General features: G+C 37.6%; 18 protein-coding genes and 1 tRNA gene. 5 read left to right on the forward strand and 14 right to left on the reverse strand.

From position 1 onward, the window contains the following. Positions 1–7: 7 nt before the first annotated feature. From AC1RJ8_RS01205 to AC1RJ8_RS01220, 4 genes are all read right to left on the reverse strand, one after another. The gene (locus AC1RJ8_RS01205; protein ID WP_492952161.1) at positions 8–3,184 is read right to left on the reverse strand and encodes a SusC/RagA family TonB-linked outer membrane protein; all 3,177 of its coding nucleotides are present in this window, start codon (positions 3,182–3,184) and stop codon (positions 8–10) included. A gap of 186 nt (positions 3,185–3,370) precedes the next feature. After that, positions 3,371–3,613 (reverse strand): hypothetical protein, encoded by a 243-nt coding sequence (locus AC1RJ8_RS01210; protein WP_492952160.1) that lies wholly within the window; start codon positions 3,611–3,613, stop codon positions 3,371–3,373. A gap of 100 nt (positions 3,614–3,713) precedes the next feature. Further along, positions 3,714–4,154, reverse strand: coding sequence for a PaaI family thioesterase (locus AC1RJ8_RS01215; protein WP_492952159.1), 441 nt, complete (start codon positions 4,152–4,154; stop codon positions 3,714–3,716). 309 nt (positions 4,155–4,463) lie between these two features. After that, on the reverse strand, positions 4,464–6,920 hold the full coding sequence (locus tag AC1RJ8_RS01220; protein WP_492952158.1) for a TonB-dependent receptor: 2,457 nt from the start codon (positions 6,918–6,920) through the stop codon (positions 4,464–4,466). A gap of 553 nt (positions 6,921–7,473) precedes the next feature. Here AC1RJ8_RS01220 and AC1RJ8_RS01225 point away from each other — a divergent pair. Then, entirely contained in the window at positions 7,474–7,932 is a 459-nt protein-coding gene (locus tag AC1RJ8_RS01225; RefSeq protein WP_492952157.1) for a MaoC family dehydratase, read from the forward strand. Positions 7,933–7,934: 2 nt separating this feature from the next. Here the strand turns inward: AC1RJ8_RS01225 and AC1RJ8_RS01230 are convergent, their stop codons facing one another. The 4 genes from AC1RJ8_RS01230 to AC1RJ8_RS01245 all read right to left on the reverse strand — a co-directional run bounded on the left by AC1RJ8_RS01230 (position 7,935) and on the right by AC1RJ8_RS01245 (position 11,864). Then, positions 7,935–8,579 carry a hypothetical protein gene (locus AC1RJ8_RS01230; protein WP_492952156.1) on the reverse strand — a complete coding sequence of 215 codons (645 nt, stop codon included), beginning with the start codon at positions 8,577–8,579 and terminating at the stop codon, positions 7,935–7,937. A gap of 553 nt (positions 8,580–9,132) precedes the next feature. After that, a complete protein-coding gene (locus AC1RJ8_RS01235; RefSeq protein WP_492952155.1) occupies positions 9,133–9,462 on the reverse strand; it encodes a hypothetical protein in 330 nt (109 codons plus the stop codon). Positions 9,463–9,556: 94 nt separating this feature from the next. After that, positions 9,557–10,792 carry an MFS transporter gene (locus AC1RJ8_RS01240; protein WP_492952154.1) on the reverse strand — a complete coding sequence of 412 codons (1,236 nt, stop codon included), beginning with the start codon at positions 10,790–10,792 and terminating at the stop codon, positions 9,557–9,559. Further along, complete coding sequence (locus AC1RJ8_RS01245; RefSeq protein ID WP_492952153.1) at positions 10,782–11,864, reverse strand: zinc-binding dehydrogenase; 1,083 nt, start codon at positions 11,862–11,864, stop codon at positions 10,782–10,784. The genes AC1RJ8_RS01240 and AC1RJ8_RS01245 overlap by 11 nt, the downstream gene beginning before the upstream one ends. A gap of 218 nt (positions 11,865–12,082) precedes the next feature. Here AC1RJ8_RS01245 and AC1RJ8_RS01250 point away from each other — a divergent pair, with 218 nt between their 5' ends. The 4 genes from AC1RJ8_RS01250 to AC1RJ8_RS01265 all read left to right on the forward strand — a co-directional run bounded on the left by AC1RJ8_RS01250 (position 12,083) and on the right by AC1RJ8_RS01265 (position 15,516). Continuing rightward, a complete protein-coding gene (locus tag AC1RJ8_RS01250) occupies positions 12,083–12,775 on the forward strand; it encodes a phosphonatase-like hydrolase (RefSeq protein WP_492952152.1) in 693 nt (230 codons plus the stop codon). Between the two features lie 273 nt (positions 12,776–13,048). After that, a complete protein-coding gene (locus AC1RJ8_RS01255) occupies positions 13,049–13,411 on the forward strand; it encodes a SnoaL-like domain-containing protein (protein WP_492952151.1) in 363 nt (120 codons plus the stop codon). Positions 13,412–13,704: 293 nt separating this feature from the next. After that, positions 13,705–14,610: a phytanoyl-CoA dioxygenase family protein gene (locus AC1RJ8_RS01260; protein ID WP_492952150.1), complete on the forward strand. Its 906-nt coding sequence runs from the start codon at positions 13,705–13,707 to the stop codon at positions 14,608–14,610. A 327-nt stretch (positions 14,611–14,937) separates the two neighbouring features. Next, positions 14,938–15,516, forward strand: coding sequence for a hypothetical protein (locus AC1RJ8_RS01265; protein WP_492952149.1), 579 nt, complete (start codon positions 14,938–14,940; stop codon positions 15,514–15,516). Positions 15,517–15,743: 227 nt separating this feature from the next. On the opposite strand, the gene AC1RJ8_RS01270 is transcribed toward AC1RJ8_RS01265, so the two are convergent. From AC1RJ8_RS01270 to AC1RJ8_RS01295, 6 genes are all read right to left on the reverse strand, one after another. Further along, entirely contained in the window at positions 15,744–16,442 is a 699-nt protein-coding gene (locus AC1RJ8_RS01270) for a DUF1826 domain-containing protein (RefSeq protein WP_492952148.1), read from the reverse strand. A gap of 145 nt (positions 16,443–16,587) precedes the next feature. Then, positions 16,588–16,661 (reverse strand) — tRNA-Arg (locus AC1RJ8_RS01275). 230 nt (positions 16,662–16,891) lie between these two features. Then, positions 16,892–17,125, reverse strand: coding sequence for a hypothetical protein (locus AC1RJ8_RS01280; RefSeq protein ID WP_492952147.1), 234 nt, complete (start codon positions 17,123–17,125; stop codon positions 16,892–16,894). Positions 17,126–17,370: 245 nt separating this feature from the next. After that, on the reverse strand, positions 17,371–18,540 hold the full coding sequence (gene uxuA, locus AC1RJ8_RS01285; protein WP_492952146.1) for a mannonate dehydratase: 1,170 nt from the start codon (positions 18,538–18,540) through the stop codon (positions 17,371–17,373). A 67-nt stretch (positions 18,541–18,607) separates the two neighbouring features. Further along, positions 18,608–19,432, reverse strand: a complete 825-nt coding sequence (locus AC1RJ8_RS01290) for an SDR family oxidoreductase (protein ID WP_492952145.1) — start codon at positions 19,430–19,432, stop codon at positions 18,608–18,610. Between the two features lie 21 nt (positions 19,433–19,453). Then, complete coding sequence (locus tag AC1RJ8_RS01295) at positions 19,454–20,920, reverse strand: glycoside hydrolase family 30 protein (RefSeq protein WP_492952144.1); 1,467 nt, start codon at positions 20,918–20,920, stop codon at positions 19,454–19,456. Between the last annotated feature and the right edge of the window lie 2 nt (positions 20,921–20,922).

Genomic DNA, 20,922 nt, shown 5'->3' on the forward strand with positions numbered 1-20,922 from the left:
TTAAGATTTAAAATTTCACGTTTAAGGTTAAACCAAAAGAACGTACCGTTTGCAGTTCTCCTTTTTCAATCCAGCTAATGGCTGAGCTTCCAGAAGAAAGCTCTGAAGGGTCGACACCTTTAGGCGCTTTTTGCCAGATCATTACCGGGTTACGTGCCACCGCCGAAAGTTTAATAGCTTTAAATGGTGTTTTACTTAAAAGCTTAGCATCGAAGTTATAGCCTAAACTTAACTCACGAATTTTAATATAAGATGCATCGTAAACCCACTCATCATAAAATTTAGTCCCTAGGTTTGTTCTATAATAAGTTCTGGCATCTACATAAGCAGTAACGGGCTGACCTGTAATTGAAGATATTCCCGAAACTTTTACACCACCACCGTTTGCAATGGGTTCACGAACGTTCACTCCTTTATCGTTAAGTGCAGCTGTAATTTCTGATTGTCCCGATTTTGCGGCTAACATTTGGCTCCAGCTGAAGAACTTGCCCCCACTCTGGAAGCTGAATGCAGCACCAAGATCGAATTTCCAAATTTTAAAATTGTTGGTAATACCGCCTGTATAGTTTGGTACCACACTTCCAAAATCGACCCCAATTACAGAAATAGGCATATTATCTGCACCTAAAAGTATTTCTCCAGTTGCCGGATCACGTTTATAACCTGGGCCAACTAAATTTCCGAAAGATTGATTTAGTGAAGAATTTAAAAAGATGGTTTGGCTCGAATAGGTATTCTGATCGAGCTGATAAACCCCAATTCCAGGATATAATTCTTTAATGGTATTTTTATTCTTTGCATAATTTATGCTAATATCCCATGTAAACAACTTAGATTTAATGGGCTGACCATATAATGTAAGCTCTAAACCCTTGTTTTCTATCAAGCCAGCATTAACCACATATGTTTCATAGCCACTAGCGCCAGACACCGATAAATTAATCACCTGATTTTTATTTCGCTGTTGATATAAGGTAAAATCCATCCCCACCCGATTATTCAAAAACCTTAAATCTACCCCTGCTTCATAGGAATTGGCAAATGATGGTTTAAGGTCAGGATTTTTTAAAATATCTGGTACCGTTAAAGAGCTTATTGTTCCACTTGCTGCAGGATATGGGCTACCAAAAGCATAGGTAATTGCAGTTTGGAAAGGATCAAAATCAGAACCTGCAATAGCGTAACTCGCCCTTAATTTACCATAAGTAAGCACTTTTGATTTGATCAGGTTACTAAATAAAAAACTTCCTGAAACAGATGGGTACCAATAAGAGTTATTTGCAGCTGGTAAGGCCGATGATATATCATTGCGGATAGATGCATCAAGAAAATAGGTATCCTTGTAACCGAACGAACCCATGGCGTAAATACTTCTTACCTGTTTCTGGCGGAGATACGAACTACTGTTTGGCCGATCTACAGAAGCAGCAATGGTATAAGTGTTTGGACTGGATAAACCTCCAACTGTTGATTGCGATGTTTGGGTAAATTTGGTGGTGTAAAGATTGGCACCTGCATTGATGTTGATCGAAAAATCGTTAATATTCTTATTGAACTGAGCTAAAAATTCATAATTATTATCTATTCCATCTGCTTTGGTAATGGCATAGTTATCTAAATTCCGACCACCAAGAGGCTCTTTGTGTGTAATATTTTGACTAAACATATCTGAACGAACAAAACCACTGATTTTTAATTCTGGTAATAGCTGGTAACTCAGATTTACATCACCAAATAAACGGTTACGATCATCGTTATTTAGTACTTCATAAGCATCAAAAAATGGATTGTTCCAATCACTAGGCTTATTGGTGGTAATTACACCCGCTGTGTTTGGATTTACATTCCAGTTTAAAATAGTACCATCAGCATACCTGTAATTTCTAAGTGTATTAACATCTAAGTTACGCTGAAACCATTGCACAGCACCAGTAAATGAACCCTGATAACCTTGTGTTGGCCTTTGTCCTGAATTATTGGCGTAGTTTACATTGGCACCTACCGTAAGCTTTTTAGTTAAATCGAAAGTGGTGCTTAAACTTAGATTATTTCTTTTTAACCAGGTATTTGGAATAGTCCCTTTTGCATAAGCATTAGTATAACCGATTTTAAAAGTAGAATTTTCTGAACCACCAGTAAGAAATATTCCATTATTTACATTTTGGCCTGTTTCAAAAAAATCTTTAATATTGTTCGGTTGCGGTTCAAACGGACTTAGTTGGCCATACTCTGGATCCTGTGGATAAAAGCTGTTGATTTTTCTGATCGGAGTACCGTCCATTTTTGGACCCCAGCTTTCATCATTTCCATTTACATAATTTTGTCCATTGGTCAGTTTAGAAAAAACCTGGCTATTTCCTACCCCGTAAATGTTCTGTAATGGCAAAAAGTTTCCAATTTTATCTATAGTATAGGCAGAACTGATATCAATCTGCATTTTGGCTCCCTTCCCCCCTTTTTTAGTGGTAATTAATAGCACACCATATTGCCCTCTTATACCATACAGCGCAGACGCAGCTGGTCCTTTTAAAACATTGATCGACTCAATATCATCGGGATTAATATCTTGAGAGGTATTTCCATAATCGACACCATTTTCGCCTCCAGCAAAATTATTCTGTGTAATGGGTGTGCCATCCACCACCATTAAAGGTGAGCCACCACCAGTTAATGAATTTACACTTCTGATCTTAATTTTTTGCGTTCCACCTAAACTTGCACCTGATGAACCAGTTACCTGAACACCAGCTATTTTACCAGCTAACGAACCAATTACGTTGGTTTCTTTGGTCATGGTTAATGCATTACCATCAACCTTTTGGGTGGCATAACCGATCGATTTTTCAGATCTCTTAATTCCTAAAGCTGTTACAACTACTTCGGAAAGTTCTTTGGAATCGGATAAGAGTTTCACATCAACCTGTGTTCGGCCACCAACAGCTATCTCTTGGGTAACAAAGCCTATTGATTTAAAAACCAGTGTAACATTATTTGATGGAACAGTAATGCTGTAAGAACCATCACCGCCTGTAGAAGCGCCGGTTGTACTGCCTTTAACCAGCACACTTACGCCCGGAATGCCAACGTTGCTTTCGTCAGTTACCTTGCCCTTTACAGTGGTTTGGGCATAGGAAACTACGTAACACGCTAAAATTCCTAATAGCATTAGTAATTTTTTGTTCATAATGAAAGATTTAGGTTAATTGATTAGTTAAGTTGTTGTTAAAATACACAATTTAACCTATCAAAACCCATTATGAACCTGGTTTTGCAGAAAGTAGACAAGAAAAAAGGAAAAATACCGCATAAAACAGCAAAATCCTGCAGATCAATGGCAGAATTTATGCTGCAACATTTTTATTACGCAATTTTAGCAAGATGTTTGGGGGATAGATATTCTGTTAATGATTTCATCAATAGCATCAGGATCAATCGCTACGTTTTTAGAAGCACACCATGTTTCTGTTTTATTATCTAACCAGATACAAAAAGAATGGTAACCGTCTAAAACAACAGCATAAGTTTCGTGAAAATCATCTTGAATACGCATGCAAAATCCCTTAAAAATTTTGCCTCTCACGATGAATTGCAGGGTGGAATAATTTTCTAACATGGCTCATTATATTTTAGGTTAATCTACAACAAATTATAAATGAGAATGTTTCGTTAATTTAAAGGAATTAACAATTAATTCTTAAGCTATCAGAAAAAACTTAACCTATGTTTAACATATTCGAATAGCCTTTAGCTATTAAACGCTTTTTTGAGGGTAAAAATATTTCGCATTGCAGATTTAATATGGTGCGCCCTCTTTTTACGATTGAGGTTTCTGCAACAACTTCGTCGCCTTCGCTTGCAGGGGCAAAATAATCGATATAATTATTTACAGTGGTATAACGTTCGTTTAATCCCATCGTAAAAACAGTTGCACCAATCAGATCATCAATAATGCCTGCTGTTACACCACCATGTAAAATTTGATAAGGATTGGTCATTTCTTTACGGATAGTATACCGGCAAACCAATATGCCATGCTCTGCCTTAACTAAAACAGGAGCCAGCCAGTTCATAAAGTTAGAGGGCGAATTGGTAATTACCTTGCCAATTGATTGCCTTAAAAAAGTTAAACGCTGTTCGCTTAAAGAGGGTTCCATATAGGGTAAAAATAGGCAAAATAGTTTATTGGTCCATAGTCCATAGTCCATAGTCCATAAGATGGAACAGTTGATAGAAAAAAGGTTTTATGGCAAAAAGAAAATGGAAGATATAAATACCTCCCATTTCCTAAACGAAACATTTAACCCTAAAACATGATTATATAACCTTGTTATAGTTTTATTAGAAGCTTATGGTCAATTGTTTGCAGCCATTATCCAAATTTCTATCTGCAGATATTTTATTAATCATAAGCTATTAACTATCAACCATGATCTATAAACCGTATCATCTTATATTTTCTCTTCTTAAATCGGAATAATAACTTTAAAACTTAAGTTCCTTCCCATATTATAAATTCCTGATCTGCCATTTGCCGAAGGTTTATAATATTCGAAATATTTTAATCGATTTAAATTTGATTGGTATGAGATATTGAAAATATTATCTGCCTGAAGAAAAATATCACATAAGGTCTTTCCTTTTTTAGTTTTGAGTGTTGATCCAATTCCTCCATTGATTAAGGTATAACCTTGCGTAAAGGTTTCGGTATCATCTAAAGCATAAAATTTATCCTGATCAGCGAAAAAAGCAGCGTCAATTTTAATATATGGCTTATCAAAAATTCCTATAGCCTTTTGAGCAGTTGCCTTGATCTCGGTTCTCACCTGCAATGGCGGAATAAAAGGCAGGTATTTAGCTTCCCTACCATGTTTATTTAATAATTCCTGATTCTGGTTCAACCCTACAACATAAGCCAAACTATTGTTAAAAGTTAACCATTTTATAGTTGAAGGATGTAGATTTACCGAAATTTCTGCACCATATAACCTTGCTTTCGACTGCTGATACTGGTAAGTTAAGTTTCCAGGAACGATAACCACTGGATTTCCGTTGACATCGGTTAAGCGCGATTGATAAATGTAATTCTGAATATTGTTATTAAACAGTTCCATACTTATTTCAGCATCTTTTAAATAAGCAATAATGCCAATATCTTCCTGCAGGTTAAATTCTGGTTTAAAGGTCCTGTTGCCCAAATACACAATATGTGCACCAGGATCTAATCCATTAGAGCCAATTTCTGTAATGTTTGGTGCACGGTATCCCCTGGCAATATTGGCTTTAATAAGCAGCTTTTCAGAAATATTATAGGTTAAACCCAAACTTCCTGACAAGCCATAATAGTTTTTATTAAAAGAAGGGAACTGCAATTTTCCAGTGGCATCAGTCGAGCTCACCTGTTTGCCAAAACCTGTTTGTGCATCTGTACCTACATAAAAATCATTCCAGTGTATATTCCTTCTGTCTATCCTGATTCCTCCGGAAACATCAATTTTACCCATTGATTTCTTTGCGAAATAAAAAGCACCGATATCGAAAAGATCATAATTGGGAATAGGAAAATCGGTAGCAGCCTTGCTCCTGTTTCCCTGGTACATGCCATTTACCCCAATTGTACTTTCGATACCGGCAAAATCGGGCAGGTTGTATTTAAGATCATAATTAAAAGTGTTTAACACTACATAAAGTCCGGCCTGACTTGGCAATGTTGGGTGATTATATTCTCTCCTTACACTTTGCTGTCCGCCAATCAACAAATTTAAATCACTTGTTCCAAATTTAAACTGACTGGTGTTATAAAACCGATAATGTTGAATGTGCTGATGTAAAGGATTAATGGAGTAGGCATTCAGATCACTTTCAGGCACAATAGGTCTGTTTTTAATATCATCTCCATCATCCAAAACCTGCCTGGTGAATCGCCGCGATAAAGAATCTCTGCTTCCATCAGGAATTTCCATTAAATTATCATAGTAGGTAATGGCAGTTTTAGAAAAACCCCAGGCTTTGTCTACCCTGGCACTGGCCGACAAATTGTATTCCCTAAATGCTGTTCCGTAAACCAGTCCATCAATTTTGTTTTGGTAATTATGTGCTGTTTTCCCAGTTGCCCTAAACGTGTATTTCCAATCGTTTTTAATGTAGGCTAGTCCGAGCGAAGAACCGATCATACCATTGTTGCTTTGGTAGTTTAAAGTAAAATCGCCTTTTAGCTTACCATCTTCAAAATTCGGTGTATAAGGAATCATATTAATTACCCCAGCCAGTGCATCAGAACCATAAGTTAAGCTGGCCGGGCCTTTTACCACTTCGGCCCTGGTAATACCATATTCATCTACCTCAATACCATGTTCATCGCCCCATTGCTGTCCCTCCTGCCGTAAACCATCATACAAAGTTAACACACGATTATACCCCAAACCTCTAATAAAAGGTTTAGAAACATTTGGCCCTGTGGTAACAGCCGTAATGCCCGGAACGCCCTTTACAATGGCTTCTATCAGGTTTGTATTTACATTTTGGTCCATTGATTTTTTGGAAAGCACGGCAATAGGCACAGGACTTTTGCGCAACTGTGTGGCCCGGTTAACCCCTGTAATTACCACATCGCCTAAATCAGATGCTAAGCTGAGCAGATCAACGTTAACCAGTGCGGTATCTCCTTTTAGCGTTACTTTAATTCTTTTGGATTGATAACCTATGCCCGAAAAAATGAGGTCATAATTTCCAGATGAAATACCTCCTAATTGATAGGTACCGGAAACATTTGATTTGGTGGTCCCATTAGATCCTAAAATTTTAATGGTAATATTTTCTACTGGTTCATTTTGAGAGGTGACCAAACCTTTAACCACAACTTTTTGCGCGATGGCACTTAGTGATATAAAAAAACAAAAGCAGTAGGATAAGAATGATTTCATGAACAAGAATGGTTTATCTAAATATAATTTTAGACAAATCTAAATTTTAATTTAAATATATCAAATTAAATATTTAGATAATATTTAATCAACTTAAAAATCAAAACAATTAAGCAAAGCTTAAAAGTGCTTAGCGTTAAGTGAAGGGCATTTTTTCTCCGAACTCGAATCATAGTTAGGAAGGCATTCCATCATAAATTTTATATCTCCCATCTTATATTCTCACCCCATACAGCATTCCCCCCCAGCCCCATTTGTTAGCCCATTGGTCAGATTATTAGCATCTTTCATTTCCTGTTGTCTTTTAAAATTTAATAGGGTGAGAATAAACAGTGGTTATACTTATCTAACTGATTATAAACAACCTGCACTTGTTGTTCACAAATCAAGGCAAAATGAGCAGAAAAATCTTTTGAATATTTTCAACCATATCCTGCAAATACACCGTTATTATGATTATCATTGAATACAAAAAAGTGAATGAAACTATAATACCTGAAGGATTGTTGTACCTAAAGGAGTTGTAACAGTACTAATCCTATAAACAGAATATATGTTGGTGATTAATAATTTTGAAGAGTATGAATCGCATCTTGGTAAAGAACTAGGTGTTTCGCAATGGCATACTATAGACCAGGAACAGATTGATAAATTTGCCGATGCAACCTTAGATCATCAATGGATACACACCGATCCAGAAAAAGCTAAAAATGAAGGACCATTTAAGGCAACAATAGCGCATGGATATTTAACATTATCTTTAATTCCATATTTATGGAAGCAGATTGCGGATGTCCGTAATATTAAAATGGAAATCAATTATGGCATTGAACGTTTTAAATTTGGCCAGGCAGTTTTAGTGGATAGTGAAGTGCAACTAAAAGCAAAATTAAATTGCATTAGCAATTTGAGGGGAATAACTAAAGTTACGATTCAAGCTACGCTTGTGATTAAGGACCAACCCAAACCAGCATATGTGGGTGATGTGGTATTCTTGTATCACTTCATCTGATATTATTCAATTTTGGCTACATAATTACGCTTAGTTTTCATCCGGGTATTCTTGATATCAGGTAGCTCGATTTTGGCTAGCAACATTTCTATCGATATAGATGCGTTTCGTTTTCTGGCTTCGATGGCTATGCTTGAGGTGATATTTTTTAAGGTATTCAGTGCTGCAAAATACTGACGGTCCAATGTTTTAATGGCATTCATATCGCGATTTTTCTGTTGGTATTCCAGGTTTGCTTTTTCACTACAATACTGCTGAATCTGATCTAAGCTTGCCAACTTTTCGGTTAGTATAGACAGTGCTGATACGGATAGCTTAAGTCCTTTAATGTCAACAACTTTATCATCCTTGACTAAATAATTTAATCCATTGAACGATATGGTTTTGAGTGGAGTATTGGTAATGATTGTTGTGGGTTTTGGTAGCTGTTTTTTTGAATTAAAACCATCTTTAATCAGCGATTTGTTGTAACTAAACCGATCGGCCAAAAGTGAATCAATTAACTGGTTGCCATCTATTCTCTCACCATCCTTTATTTGTTCACCAGTTTTACTGATAGCGTGAGAAGCCGTCAAACTCTGAATTGAGTTACAGCTAAAACAAATAAATAAAATAGCCCATAAAAGTGGCAAACTTTTATTTTTCATGTTCGACAATTAATCAATGCAAATTATGGAATTAGCGGTTTATTGCACTTCACAATTGACGGACAATTTGCTTTACATTTTTTTAAGTTGTGCTATAGAAAAGTATATTCTTGCCAGCAATTATATTATGTTCTATGTGAGTAAATAAAAGCCATTACTGACAAATAACGGGGTAAAAATCCTGTTAAAAAGGGCGCTCTCCCTCAGCAATCCTTAATATTAGCCCTGTTATAGGAGCCAGTTTATCACAAACATGAGAATACAAAGATGGACCAGCCGTGCTGAGCTTCAAACGCTCAAGGAGGGTGACTATATTACATACGAATCATATTCGGGAAGGATAAAAAAAATAGAAGTGCATTATTTTAGAAACGAACAACATTTTTATATCAAGCTTTATAATTTAAAACAAACCATACTTATTATCACATGATCAATACCTAGAAAACCAGAGATCATTTTAATGATTCACGTAAATCGTACTGGCGGATGCACAGGCTGATCCGACTAATGCTGATTTTTCGATTTTACAATTAACTACTCCTATCAGCACTTAAGTTAAGTGGCTTTTTTGAATACTTTCTTTGAGCACCGTAAATTCATAACTATCCTGCGGAATAATTCGTCTTAAAGATTTTAGTTTTTCGGGCACAAACCTAAACCTGATCTTCGCATAAAGATCCTGATATACACCAATTTGATCGGTTATCTCGCGTACCATATGTTCATATTTCTGGTAGATTTCGATTAGTTCCTGTTTAAGTTTTTTAATTTCATCGCATCCATCAAGATCAGTTCCGATCATTCTTTCCAGTTCTTCAAGCTGATCAAGAAGACCGATCAAATTTCCTACTGTAGTCTTACTTATCCCTTTCAAACTCATAAATTATTATAAAAAAGACTTTAAAATTATTCCGGAGGTAAAAATTACTTCTGGCTCAGGTAACAACCGCATTGTTGTACCTTAACTTAAAACATTATGCTACTTTGATTGGCTTAGATCTGGAAACAAAAAACGCAATTAAAGCAGACAATACACAGGCTAGCGCAGTTACAATAAAAATGTTGTTGCTATCGCCAGTAATATCAATTACATAGCCCAAAAATGGCTCACCAATTGCTGCAAACAGATAACCGCACATATTCATAATCCCTATCCCTGTACCTGTAAGCCTATTACCCAACATATCTGGACTTAAAGGCCAGTAACAAGCCTGTGGTCCGTATACAAAGAAACCTGTTAAAAGCATTAAAATACTACTGAGAATGATTTGTTGGGTAGGCACAATAAAAATAAGAAGTGAAAGGATTGCACTTGCCGACATTCCAACTACGATGGCTTTTAACCGGTTTCCTTTAAAAAGGGTATCAGATAAAACACCAAAACATAATGCACCAATGGCCATACCAACGGGCAATAAAAATGTAACCCAGATATTGCCAGGGTTATCTTTCCAGTTTTTACCCAAAAAATGAACTGGAACCCAAAATATCAGTCCATAACGGGCCATACTCTCAAAACCGAAAGATAAAGAGGTAAGCAAAAAATTTTTATTTCTGAATGCTTCCTTATAACGGTCGAGCCAATCTGATTTATCTTTGGCCAGTGGCTGATGGCCATCATTATCTTCAACATCAGGCCGATCCTTTGCAATAATCAGAAATACGGTTGCCGTAACCAATAACAGTAGTACGGGTAAGCGGAATAGCATTCGCCATTCAATTCCCTGTTGCAAGAGCACAATTGAAATAAGGTAAGTTACTGCAGAAGATAGTCCAGCTGCCATGGTATAAAAGCCAAATGCCTTGCCCCGCTCATGTTCGTCCCACCAATTATTGATCAGTTTCGCACCTGGTGCCCAAGCCATAGACTGGAAAAAACCGTTGATTCCCCAAAGGATCATAATCACGGTGGCCGTATTTGAAAAACTTATTGCAATATTGGTCATGATTGATAGATAAGCTCCGGTTACCACCATCAGTTTAGGGCTCAATTTATCAGCTAAATTACCGTTGATAAACTGGCCTATGGCATAGCCGATTAACATGCAAAAGCTAATCCAGCCAATGGTACTGTAGGGTATATTTAACGAATCAGCCATGCCCTTTACAGCCCAGCCGAAGTTGTGCCTGCCCGTGTAAAAGAAAAGGTAACACAGCATGGTTACCAATAACATTTTCCATTTCTGTTTACTCACGCTATTACTGTTCATTATTGTTTTTTTTGGCTACGTTTATCCCCACTCGGATGGGCTTATCAGCCACTGCATAATTAAAGGCAGATTCTGCATCTTCCAGAGAAAACTCTGCTGAAACAAGTTTTTCAAACGGAAACTTAGCATAGTTGGCTTCTATAAACTTTACCGCTTGTACAAAGTCTTCGTAGTTATAATTGTGGAGGCCTTTGATGGTAACGAGGTTTCGAACAATGCGCTCTGCATTAACCTGAACCTCCCTTGTTTTAAAAACTGCTCCGATCCAGACTGCTGTTCCACCAACAGTAAGTGTTGCAAGTCCCATTTCCATCGCATCTGGCGAACCACTCATATCAAATGCCACATCAATATCAGTTGGGAGGTCTGCATTCTGGCCTAAGAGATGTAGAACATTGGCTCCGAACGCTTCGGCTAACTTTAAACGTCCTTCATTTACATCCGCTACATGGATTTCTTTTGCACCATCGGCACTGCACATTGCTGCACATACTAAACCCAACAGCCCAACACCAGAGATTAATACCTTTTTCCCTTGAAGGCTTCCTGAAAGACGGACAGCACCTGCAACCGTTGCCACAGCACAATTAATTGTAGCGGCAACTTTAAGCGGAATTTCTTTACTGATTTTAAGTACGGTAGTACCATGCTTTAATACACAGTGGGTTGAAAGTCCTCCGTGAAGCGCATCTGCATCTGTAACTTTAGCATGTCCATATTTAAATAGACCATCAGCCTTTTGAGGCATACCTTCTTTTGCCCTTGCCGAATCTGCGTTGGAAGCAAATATGCTCCAGGTTACCCTATCGCCGATTTCAAGTGGGTTTCCTAAATAATCTTTCTGGTTATGTTCTGGATGAAAAGCCAGCACTTTACCCACAATTTCGTGCCCCAAAACCGTAGGAACAGCTTCACTCCGCAACCCGCAGAAGGTATGCAGATCGCTTCCGCAAATCGTGGTATAAAGGTTTTGCACTAGGATTTCACCTGGATTAAGTACAGGAATAGCTATTTCTATTTCCTCAAGGGCCTTTCCCGATCCATTGAAAACAATGAGGGTTGCGATTTTCATTTTTATCTTTCTCTGTTGATTTAAATTTGGTTGTTCTAATCCATATTTTCTTATTGACGAAACAATAAAGCAAAAGTGAACTTTTAATGTTTAGCTAAAGTAAACAAATGTTAATATAAATGTTAACTATTACTAAACATTTGTTTAGTAAAAATACTGATAGTATATTTGACGACAATAGTTCAAAAAATTAATTTATCTAATTTAATAGAAAGCAAATGTACCCTGAAATTAAGATGGTAGTATTCGATATGGCTGGCACTACAGTGAACGAAAACAACCTAGTTTACAAAACACTAATGAATGCAATAAATGCCGCTGGTTTTTCTTATACCCTTGATCAGGTCCTTGCTGTTGCAGCTGGAAAGGAAAAGAAAGAAGCAATCAGATCGGTACTTAAAACCTACAAAGGTTCTTTTGATGAGGCAATGGTATTCGATATATATGAAGAATTTATTGGTAAACTAAAACTGGCATATGAAACTGAGGAAATTTTACCTCAACCAGGTTCAATTGAACTTTTTGAAAAACTTCGAAAAGAAGGAATAATTTCGGTGCTTAATACAGGTTATGACAGGGTTACTGCAGAAGCTATCCTGAGCAGGTTGGGTTGGAAAGCAGGTACAGAATTCGATACACTCGTTACTGCTTCGGAAGTTAGCCAGAACAGGCCTGAACCTGATATGATTTTATTGGCGATGAGACACCATGGTCTTACCGATGGTAAATCGGTTGTTAAGGTTGGAGATTCAAGTATTGATATTGAAGAAGGCAAAAATGCAGGTTGCGGCCTAAGCATTGGTATTACAACTGGAGCCCATACACAAAAACAATTAGAAGAAGCTAAACCTGATGTGGTAATAGACAATTTAATGGAGATCCTGGCCTTGGTAACCAACAAAACCAAATAATGAATCATTAAATAATAGCCGTTTAAATTTAAGGGCAGGCCAGGATTAACAATTTGTTAAACTCCGAAATGCGAAACTTAAAATGTTTTGTGTGATGAATATTTTATCCATTTCTGTGACTGTAATCCCATTTACCTAAGACTAATTTCAATCACGAATTTTAATAATTGCAATCTTCTTCATTAACACTTCAAGTTAACCTAAACTTAAAACCTTTTAAACAGGTAAAGCGTTTATTTTTAGATAACTTAGATCATAACTAAATATAAGCATATGAATACTCAGGAAGTAGCTGACAAATTGGTACAGCTTTGCCGTGAAGGCAAACACGAACAGGCCATTGATGAACTTTACGCCGACAACGTTATAAGCAAAGAGCCAAAAGGCTCGCCAATGGAATTAACAGAAGGCAAAGATGCCGTTAAAAAGAAAACCATACAATGGGAAGAAAGTGTTGAAGAAATTCATAGCGCTTCGTGCTCCGAACCAATTGTGGCAGACAATCATTTTGCTATTGTAATGAACATTGATGCCACTTATAAAGCTCATGGAAGAATGGCCATGAGTGAAATCTGTGTTTATGAGGTTAAAGACGGAAAGATCGTAGCCGACGAGTTTTTCTATCGCATGGGTTAAATATAAAAAGCCCCGATATCCATCTGGGCTTTTATAATCAACTAACCTAAACTTATAAATACTAACCAAATATTTATACCGCAAAACTAATGACCGATTATTAATTCAATGTTAAATATTTATCACTTGTTATCTGAAATTGGTTACACCGCATTAACTCATTAAATTGTAAAACACCGTTTATCGGCTGAAAAATAATTAGAATCAAATTTGCCTTGCCTGTTCTATGACGGAAAATGTTTTATTACCTTTAAATAAATGAGCAATTTCTAACCATAAAACGTATAAAATTGATGGCCAAACCCAATCTGCAAGACCTCTCAAAAAAACACCGACTCATTTCCGACCTATTTAAATGGCCTACCAAAGCTTCTGAATGGGAACAGTACAAGCTCGGCAACGAGCAACTTGATTTTTTTAAGACGTTTGGATACATTAGTGATGTAAAGTTATTGGATGAATGGCAGGTTGAGCGGTTGAACAAAGAATTAGCAGAAATTGTAGATCCTGCACACCCGCTAAACGGGCTGTTTCACGAATTTCACAGCAATGAATCTGCAGATCCCAACTCAGTTTTATTTCATGCTTTAGGCGCCTGGCGCATTACCGAAAGCTTTCATGATGTAATATGGAATCCGGCCTTTGCGATGGCGGCCAGTCAGATTTTAGGCAATAAAGGCGTACGTTTCTGGCATGATCAGTTGTTCTGTAAACCAGCAAAACACGGAGGAGTTGTAGCCTGGCACCAGGATTATTCTTATTGGACACGCACTGGCCCCATGCAACATTTAACCTGCTGGGTTGGATTGGATGATGCAACTACCGAAAACGGTTGTTTATATTATGTACCTAAAAGCCACAACTGGGGCTTGTTGGATAAACCAGATTTAGCTGGAGATATGGAAGGCTTAATGCCGTATTTAACAGAAGAGCAAAAGGCAGAATTTAATCCTGTCCCTATCGAACTTAAAAAGGGATATGCTACGTTTCACCATCCGTTAATGGTTCATGGTTCGTTCCAAAATAAATCACCGCGCTCAAGAAGCGCTTTCGTTTTAAATGTATTTACTGACGGTACCGAATCGAATACCGACGAGGCCTTACTTAAAGGCGTGGCACCTATTAGAGCGGGACATAAAATGGAAGGGCAATTTTTTCCACTGATATTTTCTCCTGATAGGCTAATGTCATTAAGTTGATCAAAGCGGTTGTAAGTCTGATTGTAGTTGAAGATTCTTTCTCATCAGTTAAATCGAAAAAAGATTGTCATTCAACTACACTAGAATTGATAGATTCCTAATAGAAAGGTCATCATTCCTGCGCAGGCGCAAACCAGAATTGCTCAGCGAAACTAAGCTTCAAGTAATGGTTAAATATAGAGGGGATTGTGACTTATTATAAATAAACCGGAGCAAAGAAAAAATTAACTCCCTCTTGGTGATCCATTTATAATAAAACTATCTATTCGTTTTCTCTAGGCGCTTTATATCACCTCAACGAAGCCGTACATTTGTAAAAAAAACACCATGAACGATATTACAGATTACCCTGTCTTGGCATATGTTGTTAAGCTCATCAAAAACACTATCACCGATATCAAAACAGAATATATTGCGCCAGCTAGCGTAGAACTAAAGGACGGCAATGACACGATATACCTCCAACAGCGATCTGATGAAAATGGTAACCCCTCAACAATTTTTATTAACGATCCTAAGGATATCATCTTCAGTGAAGACCTGCTTCCCTCTTTGAAGAACCTACAGGAAGGAGCTGAAGGAAAAACAGCACCAGCGCTGTTGAATGCCAGGGTGATCATCAACGAATTGGATGTAGAAACACACCTAATCTTCCATGCAGTAAAGGATCATTTTGACGAAATTAGCAACAGCTATGAATTTTCTAAAGCAATTGAAAAACAGGCAGACAAAATTAAAAGCAAATTTAAATTCGGGAGTCATGCCTTTGAGCTTACGGTGACCAATCATACGCAGCTGATCTCTATCACAGCAGACTTCGCTCCTTCATTTGACGAGTCTATCAAAAAAACTATCGAAAATGACACTGCTAAAGTCCAGCTGGCTGTCAACAAAATATTTAGATAAAGTAACAATAGCAGCGTATTAAAGATTGAAGCTAAAAGAAATGAGGGGTTGTATCATAATATAGATTTGTCATTCTGTCCAAAGGACTCCTATCCTACGGAGAGCTTGTCGAAGGACTTGTTTAAATACCATTAAGGTGTTTCGACAAGCTCTGCGTAGGAGTCTTTTGGACAACGTGACAGTGATTAACACCTAATAAAGGGGATTAGATAAAAAAAATTTTAATTTTAGCAGATCAGAAGCAATCTATACTCGCCATCTTTTTCAATTGGTGCACGGTGAATACAGGGCAAACATTGTTTTTCAGGATGATCCACTGCTAGTCTCCATAAATGTCCCAATCCTAGATTGATGGGCTTTGCACCAGCTTTGGCCTGGTAATGCAAGTCAAAATAATGTTCCATCAAAAAGTTTTCAAATTCCGATTCCGGACCGTTATACAACTCTTTGAGCTTTTGCCGGATTTCAGGGACTAAGATTTTCTGTTCAGCCTGATTATTAGCTAAGATTTCACTCGCAGCACCATAGTAGGTACATAAAAAAGTATCGGTACCAATGGGCGATCGGTCTACATGAAATGAATATACATCTGTTGAAATGAAACCGAGTTCCTCATCCCGCTCGTAACTTTTGATTAAATTAAGAGAAGGTGATGTACCTGAATCTGCCAACAACTCAAAATCACTTAAGATTACTTCTCTTGCCATATTACCTTGTTCAGATAGCTTAAGCACATGAAGGTCTTCCATAGAAACTTCCGTGAGGTCAGCTTTCAGTTCAAGTTTAGATACAATTTCCTTAAAGTCGCCAACCAGGTCTCTCTGCCAGCAACCTGCATTTATATCTCCCTTAAAATCCGTATTTAAAAGATGAGAAAAAGTGGAAACCACCGCTACCTGCTTGCTATCAGAAAATCTATTATCCATTACTAATTCAATAATTTAGCTATAAATACTTGTGTATTGAGGATTATTCCAAAGTTAGAATGCTTTTCGGGCATAACAGTTCTTCATCGATTTTAGGCCAGAAATAAAAAAAGCTCCCAGTTTTTTAACTAGAAGCCTTTAAATGTACCCCGGAAGGGATTCGAACCCCTGACCCACGGTTTAGAAAACCGTTGCTCTATCCAACTGAGCTACCGAGGCTCATTTTTTAATGAGCTGCAAATATAGAAGTTCTATTTAATATGTAAAAATATATTTTAAACTATTTAGAAGCTGCTTTTCGCATTTCAAATAAGTATTTAAGAACGAAGCAATTAAAATTTAATCCAGGCGAAATAAATTTGATTTAAGCCTGTAAAAAACATGATTTCTCACCCAATTCTGCATGATTACTACAGAACAGCTACGCTAAAAATCAAATCAATGCTAAATTACGCGTCTTCTCCGTTCCAAATATCATCATCGGCATGCCGAATTTCGTCATGACTGGCGGTAACACTCTTTAATTCTTCATGGTGATAATTTCTTTCAGGATTTTCCGGCAATCCGCTATCGTGATTTAGCGGCACCTTTCGTAAATGCTCAGGCTTCTTAACCTCAGGTAAATCATCATGTACAACAGAAGGCGTTAAGATCTTCTTCTTGGGGTTATTGCTGTTTTCCATAATTATAAGAGACTCAAATTTCAAGCCACAAGCAAAGGTGAGTTAAAATTTTGGGAATTGAGGTGTATTTGTGAAGAATAAGGGTTGGCGATAAGTGTCTGGCGGTCGGCGAAAGGTGGATAATGAAAAATGCGCACAAATAAATCAATGTTTTTATTTGTGCGCATATGTGATAAATTAAACACTAAAAGATCCTTCGACTACGCTCAGGATGACAAAGCGAAAGTGTTTCTCTAGGAAATTGTTTAGTAATTCCCTGTAACGCCTATTTCTAAGCCTCTTAATTCGGCCAAACCTCTTAATCTACCAATTGCAGAATAACCCGGATTAGTTACTTTAGCTAAATCATCCAACATTTGGTGTCCATGATCCGGGCGGAAAGGAATTGATTTATCGCGCAGTGCATTCTCTTCTGATAAGGCTTTCATGATTTCGTACATGTTCACATCCCCACCCAAATGATCTGCTTCGTAAAAACTACCGTCTTCATCTTTTTTGACGTTACGCAAATGCGCAAAATAAACACGCTCTTTAACCGCATTAAAGATCTCTAAGGCATTATTCCCCATGCCAGCTCCCAGCGAGCCTGTACAGAAACAAACACCGTTAAAAGCCTGATCTACTTCTTTAATGATATAATTAAAATCTTCGAGCGTACTCGCAATTCTTGGCAAACCTAAAATAGCATATGGAGGATCGTCAGGATGGATGGTCATTTTTATGCCTTCTTCTGTACAAACCTCAGCAATAGCTAACAAGAAAAATTTCAAATTTTCTTTTAATCCTTGTGTACCAATGGCTTTGTATTCATTAATACTGTTGCGCAAAGTCTCCAGTTCGATTTCTTTTTCATTAGGAATCCCCATTAGTACATTTACACGAAGATCAGCTAAATCCTGTTCTGTTAAAGTTGTATATTTAGCAGCAGCCCTATCTAAAATAGATTTTGAATAATCTGCCTCAGCTCCTGCTCTTTTCAAAATATAAAGATCAAAAATGGCTAAATCGATCCAGTTAAAATAAAGTGCTTTCGATCCATCGGTCATTTCGAGGTCCAATTGTGTACGTGTCCAATCTAATACCGGCATAAAATTGTAACAAACAATTTTAATTCCGCAAGCAGACAGGTTACGCAAAGAGGTTCTATAATTTTCGATGTACTGTCCGGCATCTGCCCTACGCGTTTTAATCGCTTCGTGTACGGGAACACTTTCTACTACCGACCAGGTTAAACCTGCAGCCTCGATAATGGCCTTTCTTTCCTGAATATCATTTAATGGCCAAACTTCGCCATGCGGAATATGATGCAATGCGCTTACAATGCCTGTAGCACCTGCCTGTTTAACATCTTGTAGGCTAACTGGATCGTTCGGACCGTACCAACGCCAGGTTTGTTCTAATTTTTTATATTTCATTTAATATATGATTACACAGATTTTGGGATTACATTGATAAAATGATCGTACAAATTACCTAAATTATTTAAACGCCAGAAAATGCTGTAAATCCTCCATCCACTTTAACATTCTCTCCATTTACAAATTTAGAGGCATCACTTAGCAAATATACTAAAGCGCCGATTAATTCTTCTGGGGCTCCAAACCGCTTAAAGGGTGTTTTAGAAATAATGGCCTGCCCTCTTGCAGTTAAAGAACCATCTTCGTTGGTTAATAGTGCCCTGTTCTGGTTGGTAATAAAAAAGCCAGGAACAATGGCATTCATCCTGATTTTATCCTGATAACGATTGGCTAATTCAACAGCCATCCATTTCGTATAACTATCAATAGATGCCTTAGCCAGCGAATAACCCAACACCCTGGTAAGTGCCTGGGTTGCCGAAACAGAAGATATATTTACTATGCTACCGCCGTTTTTGGCTATTTCTTTGCCAAAAATCTGCGTTGGCATAATCGTTCCGAACAGGTTTAAGTCAAAAGCCTGCTTTAAGGCCGGAATATTTAGGTCAAAAACATCGCTACCTGGTTGGATTACTGCCTCAGCCACGTTGCCTCCTGCTGCATTTACCAATGCATCGATCCGCCCAAATTCTTTAATAATGGTTGCATTTGCATCAATCAGGTTCTGTTCATTTAATACATCGGCAATAATGTAAATTGCTTTACCACCTGCATCAATTACATCTGCGGCCCTTTGTTTTGCTATTTCTTCATTTCTTCCGATTACAACGATTGTAGCACCTGCGGCACACAAACCGTTAATAAAAGCCTCGCCCAAAACACCTGTAGCTCCTGTAACTACTACAACCTTATTTTTCAGCGAAAACAGGCTTTCTACTTCTTTTACCATTTGTTTAGTTCTTTTTTAAGTTTATTCTATTACTAATGTTGTGATGGAGTGTGGCAAACTGGTTGTTGCTGCAGCCTCGCCCTTTATCCATAAACTGTATTTCAATTTATCATCTGATTGATTCATTACCACTACAACCAACTTACCATCGGGATTTAAAAAGGCTGTTGATTGTAATTTATCGCGACTGGATGCTGCTCCTATTCTTTTAGCTCCCGGGCGGATAAATTTAGAAAAATGTCCCATATAATAATAAGCATTTGTATAAATCAATTTATCATTTTTAGTATCGGCATGTATCGGAGCAAAACAGAAGTTACCGACATGGTTTGGACCACCTTTTTCATCTAAAAGAATATTCCAATCTGTCCAGGCAGCTGTTCCGGCATTAAAATCGTTAATCATGGAGTAACCATAACGCTCACCCAAAGTCCAGTCATCCAGTTTATTTACATCGTACTTTTCTTTACATCCTTCAGTAAAAATCAGGGCTTTATCCGGGTAAGCTTCATGTGTTTGTTTCACATTACCGAACTGCATTCCACTGCCTGTCCACGTTTCGTACCAGTGAAAACCAATACCCCAAACATATTTAGCCGCATCCTTATCATTCAAAATGGTACTGGCCCTTTGAAAAATCTGATCGCGGTTATGGTCCCAGGCAATAAGTTTTTTCGCCGAAAGGCCAGACTTCTGCAAGGTTGGGCCCAAGAAGTTTTTAATGAAATCGCGTTCTTCCTCGGCCGTGAACAAGCAAGATTCCCATTTCTGTTTGGCCATAGGTTCGTTCTGGACACTTAAACCCCAAACCGGAATACCTATAGCCTCGTAAGTTTTGATAAATTTCACGTAATGATTTGCCCAGCTTTGTCGGTATGCAGGCAATAAATGTCCGCCCTGAATTAAACTGTTGTTATCTTTCATCCACGCTGGTGGCGACCAAGGGCTTACAAACAGAGGCAATTTACCTCCAGATGCGGCAATAGCCTGTTTAATCAAAGGAATTTTAAATTCTTCGTCGTGCGCTACGCTAAAAGTTTTAAGGTCTTTATCATTATCCTGCACATAGGTATAACTTCCGCTCGAAAAATCGCAGCTGGCGATATTGGTACGTGCCAAAGTATAACCGATACCTTTATCTTTACTGTAATATGCCGTTAAAAGTTCCTGTTGATTTTTCTTAGATAACTTAGCAAATGTTTCTGCAGAAGCATCCGTTAAAGCGCCACCAATTCCCACTAGGGTCTGGTACTTTATAGTTGGATCTACAAAAATACAAGGCTCTGTTTCAAATGGTTGCTTATGCTCAACAAAACTTAAGGTTTCGGTTTTACTGATGCGATATTCAGACTTGTCTGCTGTAGTGTAAACCGTTACTTTTTTGTTGGAAACGGTATAAGTTTGTACCGGCTTAACCACTTTTTTTTTCTGGGCAGATACATTAAATGCCGCTGCCAAAATCAATAGGATGCTTAGATTTCGTTTCATTA

Source organism: Pedobacter sp. GW822-FHT03F06 (assembly GCF_058801365.1).

Coding starts and splice junctions, on each gene's coding strand:
- AC1RJ8_RS01280 (WP_492952147.1), bottom strand. CDS start 17,125: ATGGAAAACAGCAATAACCCCAAGAAGAAGATCTTAACGCCTTCTGTT.
- AC1RJ8_RS01260 (WP_492952150.1), top strand. CDS start 13,705: ATGGCCAAACCCAATCTGCAAGACCTCTCAAAAAAACACCGACTCATT.
- AC1RJ8_RS01270 (WP_492952148.1), bottom strand. CDS start 16,442: ATGGATAATAGATTTTCTGATAGCAAGCAGGTAGCGGTGGTTTCCACT.
- AC1RJ8_RS01210 (WP_492952160.1), bottom strand. CDS start 3,613: ATGTTAGAAAATTATTCCACCCTGCAATTCATCGTGAGAGGCAAAATT.
- AC1RJ8_RS01295 (WP_492952144.1), bottom strand. CDS start 20,920: ATGAAACGAAATCTAAGCATCCTATTGATTTTGGCAGCGGCATTTAAT.
- AC1RJ8_RS01230 (WP_492952156.1), bottom strand. CDS start 8,579: ATGAAAAATAAAAGTTTGCCACTTTTATGGGCTATTTTATTTATTTGT.
- AC1RJ8_RS01235 (WP_492952155.1), bottom strand. CDS start 9,462: ATGAGTTTGAAAGGGATAAGTAAGACTACAGTAGGAAATTTGATCGGT.
- AC1RJ8_RS01265 (WP_492952149.1), top strand. CDS start 14,938: ATGAACGATATTACAGATTACCCTGTCTTGGCATATGTTGTTAAGCTC.
- AC1RJ8_RS01225 (WP_492952157.1), top strand. CDS start 7,474: ATGTTGGTGATTAATAATTTTGAAGAGTATGAATCGCATCTTGGTAAA.
- AC1RJ8_RS01245 (WP_492952153.1), bottom strand. CDS start 11,864: ATGAAAATCGCAACCCTCATTGTTTTCAATGGATCGGGAAAGGCCCTT.
- uxuA (WP_492952146.1), bottom strand. CDS start 18,540: ATGAAATATAAAAAATTAGAACAAACCTGGCGTTGGTACGGTCCGAAC.
- AC1RJ8_RS01220 (WP_492952158.1), bottom strand. CDS start 6,920: ATGAAATCATTCTTATCCTACTGCTTTTGTTTTTTTATATCACTAAGT.
- AC1RJ8_RS01205 (WP_492952161.1), bottom strand. CDS start 3,184: ATGAACAAAAAATTACTAATGCTATTAGGAATTTTAGCGTGTTACGTA.
- AC1RJ8_RS01215 (WP_492952159.1), bottom strand. CDS start 4,154: ATGGAACCCTCTTTAAGCGAACAGCGTTTAACTTTTTTAAGGCAATCA.
- AC1RJ8_RS01255 (WP_492952151.1), top strand. CDS start 13,049: ATGAATACTCAGGAAGTAGCTGACAAATTGGTACAGCTTTGCCGTGAA.
- AC1RJ8_RS01240 (WP_492952154.1), bottom strand. CDS start 10,792: ATGAACAGTAATAGCGTGAGTAAACAGAAATGGAAAATGTTATTGGTA.
- AC1RJ8_RS01290 (WP_492952145.1), bottom strand. CDS start 19,432: ATGGTAAAAGAAGTAGAAAGCCTGTTTTCGCTGAAAAATAAGGTTGTA.
- AC1RJ8_RS01250 (WP_492952152.1), top strand. CDS start 12,083: ATGTACCCTGAAATTAAGATGGTAGTATTCGATATGGCTGGCACTACA.